Origin of the sequence: Arenibacter nanhaiticus, from assembly GCF_900141935.1 — a bacterium.
Lineage (GTDB): Bacteria > Bacteroidota > Bacteroidia > Flavobacteriales > Flavobacteriaceae > Arenibacter > Arenibacter nanhaiticus.
In genome coordinates, this window is the sequence record NZ_FQYX01000001.1 from 75,800 (window position 1) to 89,437 (window position 13,638).

The 13,638-nt window shown below is 40.0% G+C and carries 16 protein-coding genes; 10 read left to right on the forward strand and 6 right to left on the reverse strand.

The features are described 5' to 3' along the window. From BUA16_RS00285 to BUA16_RS00295, 3 genes are read right to left on the reverse strand one after another with little or no spacing between them, the layout of a single operon-like run. A complete protein-coding gene (locus BUA16_RS00285) occupies positions 1-1,449 on the reverse strand; it encodes a lipopolysaccharide biosynthesis protein (RefSeq protein WP_072762644.1) in 1,449 nt (482 codons plus the stop codon). 2 nt (positions 1,450-1,451) lie between these two features. Beyond that, positions 1,452-2,549 (reverse strand): DegT/DnrJ/EryC1/StrS family aminotransferase, encoded by a 1,098-nt coding sequence (locus BUA16_RS00290; RefSeq protein ID WP_072762645.1) that lies wholly within the window; start codon positions 2,547-2,549, stop codon positions 1,452-1,454. Positions 2,550-2,559: 10 nt separating this feature from the next. Then, positions 2,560-2,817 (reverse strand): hypothetical protein, encoded by a 258-nt coding sequence (locus BUA16_RS00295; protein ID WP_072762646.1) that lies wholly within the window; start codon positions 2,815-2,817, stop codon positions 2,560-2,562. A 419-nt stretch (positions 2,818-3,236) separates the two neighbouring features. Here BUA16_RS00295 and BUA16_RS18315 point away from each other — a divergent pair, with 419 nt between their 5' ends. From BUA16_RS18315 to BUA16_RS00330, 7 genes are all read left to right on the forward strand, one after another. Continuing rightward, positions 3,237-3,503 (forward strand): ISAon1 family transposase N-terminal region protein, encoded by a 267-nt coding sequence (locus tag BUA16_RS18315; RefSeq protein ID WP_143150419.1) that lies wholly within the window; start codon positions 3,237-3,239, stop codon positions 3,501-3,503. 558 nt (positions 3,504-4,061) lie between these two features. Further along, positions 4,062-4,316 carry a type II toxin-antitoxin system Phd/YefM family antitoxin gene (locus tag BUA16_RS00305; protein ID WP_072762647.1) on the forward strand — a complete coding sequence of 85 codons (255 nt, stop codon included), beginning with the start codon at positions 4,062-4,064 and terminating at the stop codon, positions 4,314-4,316. 2 nt (positions 4,317-4,318) lie between these two features. After that, positions 4,319-4,576 carry a Txe/YoeB family addiction module toxin gene (locus BUA16_RS00310; RefSeq protein ID WP_072762648.1) on the forward strand — a complete coding sequence of 86 codons (258 nt, stop codon included), beginning with the start codon at positions 4,319-4,321 and terminating at the stop codon, positions 4,574-4,576. A 556-nt stretch (positions 4,577-5,132) separates the two neighbouring features. After that, positions 5,133-5,834 (forward strand): TIGR04282 family arsenosugar biosynthesis glycosyltransferase, encoded by a 702-nt coding sequence (locus BUA16_RS00315; protein WP_072762649.1) that lies wholly within the window; start codon positions 5,133-5,135, stop codon positions 5,832-5,834. 193 nt (positions 5,835-6,027) lie between these two features. After that, a complete protein-coding gene (locus tag BUA16_RS00320; RefSeq protein WP_072762650.1) occupies positions 6,028-6,363 on the forward strand; it encodes an arsenosugar biosynthesis-associated peroxidase-like protein in 336 nt (111 codons plus the stop codon). A gap of 131 nt (positions 6,364-6,494) precedes the next feature. Beyond that, on the forward strand, positions 6,495-7,550 hold the full coding sequence (gene arsS / locus BUA16_RS00325; protein ID WP_072762651.1) for an arsenosugar biosynthesis radical SAM (seleno)protein ArsS: 1,056 nt from the start codon (positions 6,495-6,497) through the stop codon (positions 7,548-7,550). Between the two features lie 428 nt (positions 7,551-7,978). After that, positions 7,979-8,593 carry a TetR/AcrR family transcriptional regulator gene (locus tag BUA16_RS00330; protein WP_072762652.1) on the forward strand — a complete coding sequence of 205 codons (615 nt, stop codon included), beginning with the start codon at positions 7,979-7,981 and terminating at the stop codon, positions 8,591-8,593. A gap of 12 nt (positions 8,594-8,605) precedes the next feature. Here BUA16_RS00330 and BUA16_RS00335 read toward each other — a convergent pair whose 3' ends face one another. From BUA16_RS00335 to BUA16_RS00345, 3 genes are read right to left on the reverse strand one after another with little or no spacing between them, the layout of a single operon-like run. Further along, complete coding sequence (locus BUA16_RS00335; protein ID WP_072762828.1) at positions 8,606-9,607, reverse strand: glycosyltransferase family 9 protein; 1,002 nt, start codon at positions 9,605-9,607, stop codon at positions 8,606-8,608. 49 nt (positions 9,608-9,656) lie between these two features. Further along, positions 9,657-10,259 (reverse strand): DUF4254 domain-containing protein, encoded by a 603-nt coding sequence (locus BUA16_RS00340; RefSeq protein ID WP_072762653.1) that lies wholly within the window; start codon positions 10,257-10,259, stop codon positions 9,657-9,659. Positions 10,260-10,298: 39 nt separating this feature from the next. After that, positions 10,299-11,231: a DUF6427 family protein gene (locus BUA16_RS00345; protein ID WP_072762654.1), complete on the reverse strand. Its 933-nt coding sequence runs from the start codon at positions 11,229-11,231 to the stop codon at positions 10,299-10,301. A gap of 39 nt (positions 11,232-11,270) precedes the next feature. Between BUA16_RS00345 and BUA16_RS00350 the strand changes: the two genes are divergently transcribed. The 3 genes from BUA16_RS00350 (at position 11,271) to BUA16_RS00360 (ending at position 13,621) form a co-directional block, all read left to right on the forward strand. Continuing rightward, positions 11,271-11,492 (forward strand): DUF6341 family protein, encoded by a 222-nt coding sequence (locus BUA16_RS00350; RefSeq protein WP_072762655.1) that lies wholly within the window; start codon positions 11,271-11,273, stop codon positions 11,490-11,492. A 497-nt stretch (positions 11,493-11,989) separates the two neighbouring features. Next, on the forward strand, positions 11,990-12,568 hold the full coding sequence (locus BUA16_RS00355; RefSeq protein ID WP_072762656.1) for a TetR/AcrR family transcriptional regulator: 579 nt from the start codon (positions 11,990-11,992) through the stop codon (positions 12,566-12,568). 57 nt (positions 12,569-12,625) lie between these two features. After that, positions 12,626-13,621, forward strand: coding sequence for an NADP-dependent oxidoreductase (locus BUA16_RS00360; protein ID WP_072762657.1), 996 nt, complete (start codon positions 12,626-12,628; stop codon positions 13,619-13,621). Positions 13,622-13,638 lie beyond the last annotated feature (17 nt).

Consider the following 13,638-nt stretch of genomic DNA (forward strand, 5'->3'; position numbering starts at 1 on the left):
CTAATTACGCTTTAAAATTAGTTTACCTAAACCTTTAACCTCAACTAAAGATTTACTTTTAAACAAAATTGCTAAGGTTAAATAGCAAACCAACGTAAAAACCACCCCAACCATTAATTGAAAAATGATGTGTAGACTGTCTGATTGTAAAAGTGCATAAGTACCTAAAAAATAAGATACACTGGCAAATATGACTATTGGAAACATATCTAATAATTGATCTAACGTACTGTAATCTATCAATTTTTTTCCGTAGTATGTATTCACAAATAAACCTAAAATAGAGCTGCCTATATTAGCATATAACAATCCAAAAATCCCCCAAAAATACCCAATAGCTAATGAAACACAAACAAGTAGTACCTTAATTACCTCTAGTTTTAAAAACAAATCTGTTCGGTTAAAAATCTTAAAAATATTTAGATTACAAATATGTATTGGAATTAGGATTCCTGTTATTGCTAATAATTGAAAATACGGAACTGCCGGTAGCCATTTTTCGGTAAATAATATGAGAAACAAAGGTTTGGCTACCACTATTAACGCAACCATTAATGGGGTTACAATAAAAAACATACTCCTTATAATTTTGGCGTAAAGCCTACCTACTTTTTCTTTATCGTCCTGGATTTTTGAGAGCAAAGGAAATGTTACACTAGAAACAACAGTACTCAATAAATGAACAGGGTAATTTCTAAAACTTTTTGAATGGTTAAAATGACCCAAAGTTTTTATGGAAAAATGTTTTCCGATAATAAACGAATAAGCTTCCCGCATTGCAGCATCCATTATGGAAGAAATCATTAGTTTGTAACCAAAATTTAAATGCTTTTTCAGTACTTTAAAAGAAAAACCTACTTGTGGTGTCCAACTAGAAAACATCCAATAAAAAAGCACTTTAAAAACCAAGGTTGATAACTGCATGTAAACCAAACTCCATACTCCTTTGCCTAAATACGCACTTACTAACCCAACAATAGCACCGGTTATTACGGCAGGCCCGTTTAAGGCTGTTATTTTTTTAAAGGACATCTCCTTCATAAAAATACTATACTGTATATAAAAAAAAGCAGAAATAATAAAACTTAGCCCATAAACCCTAATTAAGGGAACTATAAGATCATTATTAAAATATCTAGATAAAATCGGAGCTGTAAAAAATAAAATAGGATAAAGTAAAAGACTTATAATCAAATTACCATAAAAAACGGCATTGTAATCTGAGGAGGTCGCTTTATTATCTCTAATAATAGAATTCCCCATTCCTCCCTCAATAATAGCATTTCCTAAACTTATAAAAATTGTAATTATACCCAAAAGGCCAAAGTCATTTGGAGTTAAAATACGCGCAAGGAAAATTGTTACAATAAAGGTAATTCCCTTTAAAAGTACATTATCTACAAAGGACCAAATAAGTCCCTTTTTTAATAAGTTTTGTAGTACACTCACTCTTAATAGCTGATAACTGCACTGTCCTTAATAGCCTTGCAAATTATTCGCCCTATTCTTTCCACTTCTATAAGAGCCAACTCATTGTACAAGGGAAGACAAAGAACTCTTCTAGAGACGTCTTCGGCAATAGGAAGCTTTACTTGCGCCACATAAGGTAAAGACTCTGAAAGTAGTGGATAAAAATATCTTCTGGGGATTATATTTTCTTTTAAAAGTGATTCAATACAAACTTCTAATTCCATTTCAGAATTAAAAATAACTGGGTAATAAGCGTACGAAATAGAAGCATTATCTGCCCACAACTGTTTTTTTATAGAGCCACCTAAAATACTGTCATAAAGAAGACTTATCTTTTTCCTGTTTTCCCAATTTTCTTCAATATATTTAAGGTTTACCAAACCCATAGCCGCGTGGAACTCAGAATTTTTTCCGTTAATTCCTAAATTGGCAAAAGAAACAGCACTCTTAAAACCAAAGTTAATCATCAGTCTTAATTCCTTTAATAGTTTTTTGTCTTTGGTAACAATAAACCCCCCTTCTGTAGTGTGGTATATTTTTGTTGCGTGTGTACTACAAATAGAAATATCTCCAAATTCAAAAATTGACTTACCTTCAATTTTTACTCCAAAGGCATGTGCTCCATCATAAATAACTTTAAGATTGTGTTTTTTGGCAATTTTTTCAATTTCAACAACATCACAAGGGTTTCCAAAAACATGTGTTGCAACAATAGCAACTGTTTTTGGTGTAATGGCTGCTTCTATTTTTGAAGCATCGATATTTAGCGTATCAGCATCAATATCAACAAAGACTGGTTTATTATTTTCCCAAACAATGCTGCTTGTTGTTGCTACAAAAGAGAAGGGAGTAGTAATAATTTCACCTTCAAGGCAAAGTGCTTTTATAGCTAATTGTAAGGCCATGGTGCCATTCACAACAAGCAATAAATTTGAAACTGATAATTCTTTTATCAATTCACTTTCTAATCTTTCTACTAAAGGGCCAGAATTGGTAAGCCAATGTGATTCCCAAATAATGGAAATCATTTTTTCATATTCTTCCTTTGGAGGGAGAAAGGGTTTTGTTATTGGAATCATTAGTTAATGATCATTTATTTAAATTATTTAAATCTATAAAATCGGTATCACCGTTTTTATCACTTAATAAGATATCAAATCGGGGACCTGTTTTAAAAGCTCTCCTTTTTAAAAAAAATAATTTATACAGTGCTAGAATAGGAATGTTATGATAATTTAAATTTATAGTCTTTCCGTCGTATATGATTTTTGCAGCCCCTTGTGAAGAAAATACGAATTCATGCTGAATAGAAATGGTATCGTTTACCCAATTTATATGTAAGTCCAAAAATTACTCTTATTTTTTTCTTTTGCTTCTAAACTATGTAACTACTAAAGTTTACCCCTGCTTTTACACTATATTTTTCATCCTGTGGATAAGTAGTAAAAGGTAAACCAAGGTCTTCAATATTTATAAATAAAGATCATATCCATTTTATTATATCTTAAAAATGGGAAACAAAGATACCCGTAATAATTAAACTTAAGTGCCTATTTGATATGTTTTTTGACGTACAAGAGCTTAAGGATCAATGTCAAAATTTCTATTTTTTTTGTGTTCGAAAACTAGACAGTTAACCCAGCTTAATGCTGCCTCTCTATTGGCTCTTGTTTTTCCCGAAGGGTTATTGGAATATTTTTATGCTTTAAACTATCATAGTACTCCAAAAAATAAGAAGGCATACACGGAAAAACTTACTATTTACCTTGCAGAAAAAAAGGACGATTTTGGAGCAATACAAGGACCGTGTTTGTAAAGCTTGTGGGTTTGTCGAGCCACGAATAATCGATGATTTTCCTATCAGGAGCAGGCTGGTAAGCTTACGTGTCCGGGGTCGTAGATGGGAAGGCGAGACGGACAAAGGGACCATAAAGATTAGCCGTGATTGGGATACCATCATTTCACAGGGAGCTCGTTTGACCGCTGAGTTTGCTGCTTTTTTAAAAGTATTTGGTCACTACCAAGGCCAATGACTGCTAAACCATTGGCGGGTTTTATAAAGTCAACGGTAAAAACTACCACAACAGTTTCGGGCTTACTTAAGCGAGTTCAAACAATGGGAGGATAAGAAACTGATTTCAAAACTCCGCGTCGCCTCGCGCCATTTCCACCGCGCCAGCTGGCCCCTCGCAGTAAATCCAAGTCGTTGGATTTTTTCGTGCGGTCCTATTGTTCACTTGAAAGTTATCACTCATCATAACTTGATAACAAGATACCTTCATAACAAATTTCATGTACTTCGCCGATTACTGTTCACCGTTCACTGGTTACTTTTTTTCATTAAAACCTGAATACTGAATATTTCGGTTCAAATAGTGCCAATGTTGGCTGAGCCCTGAAATAATCTCGGTTCGTTTTGTGCCAGCTAGTTTCTATTTTAAAGGGGGTCAGCATGCTGTAGGTACCATCCACTACACCAAAAATTAATATAGGAACCCGTAAATGAGGACTTTAGGAGACGGTTGTAATAAAAAATAAATTGTAAAAACCATATTTTGTACATAAATTTGTACTTAATAAAATACAATATTATGCTACTAACAACTGTTTCAGAATTTAGAAAAGATATTAAAACTTACTTAGACCTAGTTGTAAAAAACTTTGAGACTTTGATTATAAATCGTGGAAAAGATTCCGGAATTGTAGTGATGTCCTTGCAAGAATACAATTCTTTAATGGCTACAAATCACGAACTGTCTTCTCGAAAGAATGAATTAAGATTAGATGCTGCAATTGACAAACTAAAAAACGGAAAGACTTTTAACAAAGACCTAATCGAAGATTAAAAATGAAGTATATATTCGTTGACGAGTCTTGGGAAGATTATTTGTATTGGCAAAAAACTGATAAGAAAAAGCTAAAGAAAATAAATGAACTTCTGAAAGACATCGCTCGGAACCCTTTTGATGGCATTGGAAAACCCGAACCGTTAAAACATAAATATGCTGGATTTTGGTCAAGCCGAATTGATAGTGAACATAGACTGATTTACCAATATAATGAATCAGAAATCTTAATTGCGAAATGCAGATTTCATTATGACTGAAAAAAGTTCTGCTGGCAGTCGAGTATGTAAAAATGTAGGAGCACACCAGGCCACCACACCAGCTGGCCCTTCACGACAAATGCAAATCGTTGCATTTTCTGTGCGGACCTCTGCGTATCAGGGTTACTAGCTGCGCTGACTTACTATCATATGACTAAAAATGTATTTGTTCAATATTTACCAAAAGTCATATTGGCCGGTAGGCGCGCACTTAAGCGGGGGAGGGACTGATTACTGGATATTTCGGTACAAATAGTGCCAATGTTGGCTGAGTATTGAAATTATTTCGGTTCGATTTGTGCCACATGGTCAAGTGGGATCTTCCAGATAGATTACAACCCAACAACATAACTTGATAACAAGATAACCTGATAACCAAATTCCGCGTTAGCGATTGCAGCGGCATCCTTTTTTAGACGGCTCAGCCGGCAAAAAAGATATAGCGGAAAGCGCGCCCCGATAGGGAACGCCCAAAAGGCAGTTGTAAGGAAAAACTTCCTGTGCCGACCAAGCCCTTAGCCTTATTTATTGTATTTTTACTAAAGAAGAAGTAATAATGCCCCGAACTGCCTTACATAGGACCGCCATTTTGGTTTTTGCCCATTCTTCCCAAGAGGAAATGAAGCATAAGCCCCTGCGGAACGGTGCCGTGATTTTTGAGGCATTGAGTCAACATACCCTGAAAACGGTAAAAAAAACGAATCTGCCCTATTTTCATTTTACGGAAAAGGAGCAACAAGGGGCTTGTTTTGGGGAACGCTTTGTACATGCCATTGCCTCCGTTTTTAACATGGGCTTTACCCAATTGATTACTATTGGGAACGATGCTCCCTTGCTTAGGGCATCGGATATAGTACGGGCGGCCAGGCAGGTAGAAGAAGGACATTTTGTGCTAGGGCCCTCCAAGGACGGTGGATTTTACCTAATGGGCCTACAGAAATCTTGTTTTAATGCTCATAACTTTTTAGCCTTGCCATGGCAGACCAAGGCGGTGTCCACACAAATTACGGCCCTCATTGCCGAGACAAAAACGACTGTTGTAAGGCTACGCCCTTTATTGGACGTAGATCGTTGGGACGATCTAAAACGCCTTATCCGGGAAGCTGCTAGTAGTGGTGCTAGTATAGTACAGCTGCTAATTTCCTTATTGCACACTAGCGGGAAGGCCATGTTCCACCGGCCTCAGGGGAAGGATACTATCTTTTTTAACCGATACTATAATAAAGGGTCTCCCAGGCAGGAAAGGGCCTTCTTATAGGAAGGTCACCGAATACTTTTTCGGGCGTACAACCACCTAAACATCCAATAGCATTACCAAAGGACTACCGCCTATTGTACAGGTATGTAGTTATTGTATTTCCTTGTTCTTAAAAAAACAAGGGGTACGTTTATGGAACAAAAACAGGGATAACATCCTTTAATTATATACCTATTTAATACATATTTATAACATGGCAGACACTTATTACGATCCGGCAGATTTACGAAAATTCGGTAAAATCTCTGAATGGAGCGAGGAACTGGGGAGCAAATTTTTTGACTATTACGGAAAAGTATTTGAGGAAGGGGCGCTTAGTGCCCGCGAAAAATCGTTGATTGCCCTAGCAGTGGCGCACGTGGTAAAATGTCCCTATTGCATAGATGCCTATACTAAGGACGGCTTGCAAAGAGGCATTACCAAGGAAGAGATGATGGAATCTGTACACGTAGGAGCGGCTATTGAGAGCGGGGCTACCTTGGTACACGGGGTACAAATGATGAAGAAGTACGATAAGCTGTCTATGTAAAAGATAGCTTCCAGGGCCCGAGAGCTTATTTTTTTGGGCCTGGGAATTACCAGCAACAGCAACACGGCCATTAGGGACATCCCTTTTGGCATTCCCCGAAAAGGGGCCTATAATAATTGAATACTAGTAGCATGTCGACAAAATCACTAAAGGCAAGGCACGATGTCCTTGCTCAGAGCAATAAACAATTGGAAATCCTAAACGGGGGCCTTTTTGAGGAGGGAGAACTTCCCTTTTTTAAGGATAAGATCGATGCGATAGGGGCGTATCCGCTACGGCCTAAGAAATTGGAAATCCTTCAAATTAACGTGGGCTATATGTGCAACCAGGTTTGTGAGCACTGCCATGTCGATGCCGGTCCGGACCGTAAGGAGATCATGACCCGCGAAACTATGGAGCTGTGTTTGGAGGTGATCCGCAATACTGGGGCCCATACCTTGGATCTTACCGGAGGGGCACCAGAGATGAATCCGGACTTTAGGTGGTTTGTAGAACAGGCGGCCGAAGCCGGTATCAAGGATTTTATCGTCCGTTCTAACCTGACCATCATAAGGGCCAATAAGAAGTATTACGACCTGCCACAGTTCTTTAAAAAACACAATATTCACGTCATCTCCTCCATGCCGCACTACACTCGTGGGAAAACCGATAAGCAACGTGGGGACGGGGTTTTTGACAGTTCTATTAAAGCATTGCAGGAATTAAATGCCGTAGGTTACGGGATGCCCGATAGCGATTTAAGGCTCGATCTGGTCTATAATCCCTCCGGAGCTTTTTTACCAGGGAACCAGGCCGCCTTGGAAGCCGATTTTAAAAAGGCGTTGAAACAAGATTTTGATATCGATTTCCATAAGCTTTTTGCCATTACCAACCTGCCTATAGCCCGTTTTCTGGACTATTTGCTGGCTTCCGGAAACTATGAGGACTATATGTACTCCTTGGTAGAGGCGTATAACCCCTCGGCCGTGGCCGGCGTGATGTGTACCAATACCATCTCGGTAAGTTGGGACGGATGGCTGTACGACTGCGATTTTAACCAAATGCTGGGTCTTAAAGTGGCCAGTAAGGTTAAGCACCTAAAAGATTACAATGAGGAGGTGCTAAACGACCGGGACATTGTTATATCACAACATTGTTACGGCTGTACCGCCGGTGCCGGTAGTAGTTGCCAAGGTACCGTGGCATAGAGAAGCATCCTGTTTCTTGTGATAGACCAGTTTCGGAAATCTGCCTGTATTGGCATTTTCGCTACTGGTTTATAACTCCTTTGTTTTTTCGGGGATCGTTCTTTTGTGTGTTTTCTTCAGTAATTCTAGGGTGTGGGGCAGTGTTTGTTGCTATCGGTATGTGTGCTTGCGCTATTTCTAAAGCAACCGACAGCCTTGCTATGGCCCTTGGCGCTTTTTCTTCTTATTATTGTGGGCTTACGGTAGCCTTTAATCGGTTTTACGAACCGACCAATGTGTCGGTCATCCTTACTTTTTGTGCATAAAAACTTTCGATTTGTGTTGATTGTCGAATAACATGAACTTTATAGCGATAAATCTGATCGATGCGATTATTATAGCGTTACTATAGGGAGACTTCTTGGTCTTTTACCCCAAAATATAACTAAATGGAAAGAAACCTAAAACGCATGGCCACCATGCATCGGATGCAAGCCAAAGGATTAGAAATGTTTTATCAGAATGGTTATTTCAACACCAGTATAGACGATATCCTAAAAGAACTCTCCCTGTCCAAGGGGGGCTTTTATTATCATTTTAGTTCCAAGGAAGAATATTTTATCAGCATCGTACAGCAGTTGTTGTTCAGAAAAGTGTACAGTCAGCTTGTAGCGCCCATAGTAGGGAAGGAAGATCCCTTGCATACCATCGCAGATTGTATTGATAAATCCTTGGAAACAGCGGAACTCAATTTCCTTGATTACGGTTTTGAACTAGGCAATTTTATCAATGAGTTTAACGGGAAACATCCCGAAGTTATGAATGCCTTAAACGATATTCTCAAAGTATGGGAGGTATGTCTTGTCAGTATCCTACAAAAGGGGAAAACCGATGGTTTTGTCAGTAGGCATGCCGATAGCGAGGCCATCGCAAGCTTTATCATCTCTTCCTATATGGGTGTCAGGACCCTAATGGTCGATGGCAAGGCCAAAAACCTACGGTATAAATATATGTCCCAATTGAGACATTATTTTAAACTGATGGAACACAACGAAAGGGTGTAAGCTAATCACTGCTTAGTTCCCGCCTAAAATATGTTGAATTTTTTGCACTACCGCCTCTGGTGCTATGGTCTGCATAGCGTTTTCATAGCCTGGGGGAAACTTATTGCCGTATACCGAAGTCGGTATCAAGGGGTATTGCATTCTATCGGCCATCAGGGCATGTTCTAAAGGTTGCCCAAAAGGGTAGAATCCGGCATAGGGATGGGTCACTCCCCATAGGGTAAGGGTCGGCAGTCCAAACATGGCCGCCATATGCGCATTGCCGCTATCCATGGCCAACATTAGATCTAGCTGTGAAATAAGCGCCAGTTCCTCTTCAAAAGAGATTTTCCCCACCATATTAAGGCAGTTTGGGTAGGCTTCTTCCCATTTTTGCAATTCTTCGCCCTCTTTTTTTCCACCGCCAAAAAGGAGTATTCTATAGGCACTGGTAGCATTCAATTGGCGTACCACTTCTTGCATAAGTGCTATGGGATACATTTTTCCTTCAAAGGCGGCAAAGGGGGCTATCCCGATCCATGGTTGGGTAGGCGCCTGAATCAGCTTCCTAGTGCTCTCTTGCAAAGGGCGTTTTGCCGGTAGGCTTACAGCTTCCAAATCTAGCGGATATCCGAGACGCGCAAACACTTCTGAATAGCGTTGGTGTGTGGTCGTCAGCGGTTTAAAAACCTTGTGGGTAGCCGCCGTCAGGGCTTTTTTATCGGCCCTTCCCTTGTCAACTTGTTCAAAGGGAAGGCCGCTAAATGTAAAATAAGTTTTTAGAATATTGCTGCGCAGTACATTGTGCAGGTCGGCAACGGCATCAATGCCGAGATCTTTAAGCGACTGGTACAATTTCCAAAGGCCCAATACCCCTTTGTGCTGTCCCTTTACATCGGCTTCATATACCGTCACATTGGGTATCTGAGCAAACATGGGCGCAAAAAAGGCACGGGTAAGTACCGTTATTTTCACTTCAGGGTACTGTTGTACCAGGGCAGCGAGTACCGGTACGGTCATAGCCACATCGCCCATGGCCGATAGGCGAATGACCAATATATGGGAGGGCTTGTGTTGGATACGCTTATTTTTGCCCACGAAGGACCGGATTTAATTCGTCGTCGTTGTACATTTTCATCTGCTTGTAAACCTTCATATACTTGGCCCCAGCTTCAATATCGGTCAATAACTGGTCTATGGCCGTAGAAAGGTCTTTTCGCTGTTCCAACAAAACGTTCAGCTTTTCACTACACTTTGCAATATGGGCTTCAGAAGCGTCGCTCCTGTCAACCTCCTCCTGCATATGGTACACTTTTAAGGCCAATATGGAAAGACGGTCAATGGCCCAAGCCGGACTTTCGGTATTGATGGTAGCGTTGTCCTGTTTTTTTACAGCTTTGTATTTGTTTAAAAAATAACTGTCAATATACTCTACCAAATCGGTCCTGTCTTGGTTACTGGCATCGATCTGTCGTTTTAGTTTTAACGCGGCTACCGGATCTATTTGCGGATCTCTAATAATATCCTCATAGTGCCATTGTACTGTGTCAATCCAGTTTTTTCGATACAACAAATGAGCAATATCATCTTGTGGATATGGGTTTTCAAAAGGCTGATTCACATCGTCCTTGATATGGTATTTTTGAATGCTTTCCTGAAATATTTTAAAGGCAAAATCACTGAACATAAGGGTACATTTTAGCGGTAAAGATACCGTTTATTTATTTTATAAGGAAGCCGTCACAAAAACAACAAAGGAGAGAATGATGGCGGCCCATAAGACCATTTCCCTTATTTTCTTCTTCTTTATCCCTTCTACGTAATTGGCAATGAAGACGACCCCCGGAAAAAAGGTAAGCATAATAGGCTTCACCTCTTGGGACGATTTTAGGACCTTTATCATTAGTCCCGTTAAGAACCACAGTACAATCAATCGCAACAATACCAGTTTTCCTACCCCTACGTTGCTCAATTTTATAAAGCCCAAAACGGCCAGTAATAGAGAAAGAAATACATAGGTCCCAAAACGGAAACTGTGTCTTAGTTCTAAAAAGTACTCTTGATCGAAGTGAAAATCGAGTTGGTAATGGCCAAGCATAAAATCCATATTGTCCGTGAGAACAAGGTAGGCCATGGTAATCAGGATATGGGCAATAACGGCTACGAGGGGCACCAGCCAATTCCGGATGTTTTTAGCCTCATAAAAGTAAATGGCTATATACACTACAAGGAGGTAAAGAATGGCCCAATCGTAAAACAAACTGGCCATCATAATCCAAAAAGAGGCGTCAAAAATCTTGAGTTTCAGGTTTTTCAGCGATTTAAAACTCAGCAACCTACGGATGGCCAACAACAAAAAGAAACTGGCAATAATAGCGTTGTGGTCGGCAAGCGTTGCCGGGAAAATAACCACCAATAGGGTATAGAAGAGGATGGCCAAGGAATTGCCACCGGTGATTTTGTTTTTTTTCAGAATAAAATTTACCAGAAAAATACTGAGCATTAAAAGTCCTAGGATACCGGCCTGCCCCAAGAACTTTTGGGGCTCAAAAGTGCTTTGTAACCATGAAAAATGTACGTACCAATAAAAGACAAATAGAAAAACCAGTAGAATTATATAATTTATTGGTTTAGTTTTTCCAAAAAAGCTTGATATCATCCTAAGATTTTATATTTTTGCTTGGTAAATATAATTAAGATGACATCATTTTTTAAAGCGATCGAGGATTTATTTGTAAATGTGCTATTTGCTCCTTTGGATGCCATGCGTTTTATGGATAGTTGGTGGGGTGCCAATGCCATTAACTGGATTTTCATGATTATCGGTGCAGTAGCCATGGTTTACTGGATGTTGGAATTGAAAAAATACAACGATAAAGGCGAGGAAGATCAGGATACCTCTGCCCATTCTTACCTATAAGAAGGGAAACAAGGGTGCTGCTCTTCGGGAAAGGACGGATTTCTAATCTTTCCTCCTTTCGAGACAGTTTTCGGCTCAAAAAATATATACTATGAAAGGACGGCTATGGCTGTCCTTTTTTTGTTTCAGGATATTTAAAATTTGGTTGTTTTGGGCGTTCCCCTATCGGGTCGCGCTTTCCGCTATATCTTTTTTGCCGGCTGGGCCGTCTAAAAAAGGATGCCGCTGCAATCCCTAACGCGGATTCATATTGCAATTAATCTAATTCCCCCTCGATTCTGAATAGCCCCCTGGATTCATCCAGGAGGGAGGGGATAAAGCCATTTTCCCTTCTCTGTTAATTTTTTTTGCAATCTCAAAGCAAAAAGGGGCCTTTTTATGTTAGTATTATCATAAACCCCCTCTTCCTTTCTTAGAAGACTGTTAAAGTCGGTCTAAAAAAGAATGAACGTTCATTTTGTACCTATCTTTGTTCTTGTAAACGAAACAATACGCCAATGGCCATACGACAAAAGAGTACCGAAAAACGCACAGCCCTATTACAGGCCACCCTAAACTTGGTAAACGACAACGGCTTTCATGCTGCCCCCATGTCCAAAATAGCAAAGCTGGCGGGAGTATCGCCAGCAACCATTTACCTGTATTTTGAAAACAAGCAAGATTTAATAAACAATCTGTATATATCCGTAAAAGCAACCTTTAGCACCCATGCCTTTAAGGATTATAAGGAGGGGATGACGGTTGCCGAAGGCTTTAAAAATATATGGTACAATATTGCCGATTACAAACTTACCCAGGCAGAAGAGGCCTATTTTTTGTCGCAGTGCGACAATACCACCATGATCGATGAAGAAACCCGCCAAGAAGGGCTAAAGCATTTGCAACCCTTATTGGATTTATGGAAAAGGGGACAAGAAGAAGGCCTCCTTAAAAATACATCCTTGTACCAGCTCTACGCTTTTTCTATCTATCCATTGGCGTTTTTAATGACCATGCAAAAAAGGGGACTGTACCAATGGGATACCCAAAACCTGGATATTGTCTTCCAATCGGCCTGGGACAGTATAAAAAAATAAGAGTGGCCCTATCAATGGAGCTATTAAAAACAACAACAACAATTTAAAACATACCACATGAACAAGACTATAGTATTAGATAAGAGACCAATAGGGAAGCCAAAGATGTCGGACTTTAAGATCACGGACCAGGAGATGCCCAAGGAGAGAGCAGGCGAACTGCTGTTAAAAACCACTTATATTTCTGTAGATCCTTATTTACGGGGAAGGATGAGCGATGCCAAATCCTATATCGATCCTTTTAAATTAAACGAGCCCATCAGTTCGGGTATCGTGGCCGAAGTAATTAGTGCTACCAATGATCTGTATAGTAAGGGCGACTTTGTTTCGGGGATGTTGGAATGGAAGGAGTATCAAACGGCCAATGCCAATGCCGTTTATAAGGTCGATGGCGAAAAAGCACCCTTATCGGCCTATTTGGGAATTTTAGGAATGACGGGCCTCACCGCCTACTTGGGCCTACACCAAATTGGAGCCCCTAAAAAAGGGGAGACCTTGGTGGTATCAGGAGCTGCCGGGGCCGTCGGTAGTGTCGTGGGGCAGATAGGAAAAATATTGGGGTTAAGAGTGGTCGGAATTGCTGGGACCGATGAAAAGGTAGCCATGCTAAAAGAAGATTTTGGCTTCGACGAAGGAATCAACTACAACACGACCGAGAATATGGCCAAAGCTATTGCTGCTGCATGTCCGAAAGGGGTAGATATCTATTTTGACAACGTCGGGGGTGAAATCTCGGATGGGGTAATCGTGAATATCAACAAATTTGCCCGTATGGTGATCTGTGGGGCCATTTCCCTATACAACGAAACACAAATGCCAGTGGGGCCAAGGGTACAGCCGTTCTTGGTAAAAAACAGTGCCCTGATGCAAGGCTTTATCGTGAGCAATTATGCCGATAAATTCCCTGAAGCCATCGCACAATTGGCCAGCTGGTTGGGAGAAGGGAAATTAACCTATAAAGAAACCATCGTAGATGGTTTTGAGAATACCCCTCAGGCCTTTATGGACCTTTTCGTAGGAAGGAACAAGGGGAAAATGATCGTAAAAGTATAATCAACAACTAAAAACAA

Excerpts from the sequence above, each read along its gene's own strand:
- BUA16_RS00290 (WP_072762645.1), bottom strand. The coding sequence starts at position 2,549 with ATGATTCCAATAACAAAACCCTTTCTCCCTCCAAAGGAAGAATATGAA.
- BUA16_RS00305 (WP_072762647.1), top strand. The coding sequence starts at position 4,062 with ATGCTACTAACAACTGTTTCAGAATTTAGAAAAGATATTAAAACTTAC.
- BUA16_RS00310 (WP_072762648.1), top strand. The coding sequence starts at position 4,319 with ATGAAGTATATATTCGTTGACGAGTCTTGGGAAGATTATTTGTATTGG.
- BUA16_RS00315 (WP_072762649.1), top strand. The coding sequence starts at position 5,133 with ATGCCCCGAACTGCCTTACATAGGACCGCCATTTTGGTTTTTGCCCAT.
- BUA16_RS00320 (WP_072762650.1), top strand. The coding sequence starts at position 6,028 with ATGGCAGACACTTATTACGATCCGGCAGATTTACGAAAATTCGGTAAA.
- arsS (WP_072762651.1), top strand. The coding sequence starts at position 6,495 with ATGTCGACAAAATCACTAAAGGCAAGGCACGATGTCCTTGCTCAGAGC.
- BUA16_RS00330 (WP_072762652.1), top strand. The coding sequence starts at position 7,979 with ATGGAAAGAAACCTAAAACGCATGGCCACCATGCATCGGATGCAAGCC.
- BUA16_RS00335 (WP_072762828.1), bottom strand. The coding sequence starts at position 9,607 with ATGGGCGATGTGGCTATGACCGTACCGGTACTCGCTGCCCTGGTACAA.
- BUA16_RS00340 (WP_072762653.1), bottom strand. The coding sequence starts at position 10,259 with ATGTTCAGTGATTTTGCCTTTAAAATATTTCAGGAAAGCATTCAAAAA.
- BUA16_RS00345 (WP_072762654.1), bottom strand. The coding sequence starts at position 11,231 with ATGATATCAAGCTTTTTTGGAAAAACTAAACCAATAAATTATATAATT.
- BUA16_RS00350 (WP_072762655.1), top strand. The coding sequence starts at position 11,271 with ATGACATCATTTTTTAAAGCGATCGAGGATTTATTTGTAAATGTGCTA.
- BUA16_RS00355 (WP_072762656.1), top strand. The coding sequence starts at position 11,990 with ATGGCCATACGACAAAAGAGTACCGAAAAACGCACAGCCCTATTACAG.
- BUA16_RS00360 (WP_072762657.1), top strand. The coding sequence starts at position 12,626 with ATGAACAAGACTATAGTATTAGATAAGAGACCAATAGGGAAGCCAAAG.